The sequence below is a fragment of the Marinobacterium sedimentorum genome (assembly GCF_024267675.1).
Lineage (GTDB): Bacteria > Pseudomonadota > Gammaproteobacteria > Pseudomonadales > Balneatricaceae > Marinobacterium_A > Marinobacterium_A sedimentorum.
Genome location: NZ_JALDYX010000087.1, coordinates 1 through 669, shown reverse-complemented (window position 1 = coordinate 669; position 669 = coordinate 1). Strand labels below are relative to the sequence as shown.

4 tRNA genes are annotated in these 669 nt (G+C 53.8%); all 4 read right to left on the bottom strand.

The features are described 5' to 3' along the window. Positions 1-72: 72 nt before the first annotated feature. Positions 73-148, bottom strand: a tRNA-Val gene (locus tag MRS74_RS23550). 189 nt (positions 149-337) lie between these two features. Continuing rightward, a tRNA-Asp gene (locus MRS74_RS23545) sits at positions 338-414 on the bottom strand. Between the two features lie 4 nt (positions 415-418). Next, a tRNA-Val gene (locus tag MRS74_RS23540) sits at positions 419-494 on the bottom strand. A gap of 97 nt (positions 495-591) precedes the next feature. Further along, a tRNA-Asp gene (locus MRS74_RS23535) sits at positions 592-668 on the bottom strand. Between the last annotated feature and the right edge of the window lies 1 nt (position 669).

Below are 669 nucleotides of genomic sequence, written 5' to 3'. Positions count from 1 at the left end.
GGACGGGACTCGAACCCGCGACCCCCTGCGTGACAGGCAGGTATTCTAACCAACTGAACTACCACTCCGTTATGGTGGGCGAAGAGGGGTTCGAACCCCCGACCCTCTGCTTGTAAGGCAGACGCTCTCCCAACTGAGCTATTCGCCCATAACGCTGGCTATTGTACGACGTTTCAGCACGTTGAAACGAAGTCTTGCTGCTACAACTTCCACTTCGAAAAGTGGCGCAATGGACGGGACTGAATCCCCGACCGCACCTGTGATGAAATGACAGGCAGATATTCTACCCTGTTACTCCAACACCAATCTTTCAAGCATTCCACATGCACAAAGCAAGTGGCGGAATGGACGGGACTCGAACCCGCGACCCCCTGCGTGACAGGCAGGTATTCTAACCAACTGAACTACCACTCCGTTATGGTGGGCGAAGAGGGGTTCGAACCCCCGACCCTCTGCTTGTAAGGCAGACGCTCTCCCAACTGAGCTATTCGCCCATAACGCTGGCTTAATACGACGCTTCAGCACCTTGAAACGAAGTCTTGCTATTAACACTTGTCACAAGTGCTTTCTACAATTTCCACTTCGTAGAAGTGGCGGAATGGACGGGACTCGAACCCGCGACCCCCTGCGTGACAGGCAGGTATTCTAACCAACTGAACTACCACTCCG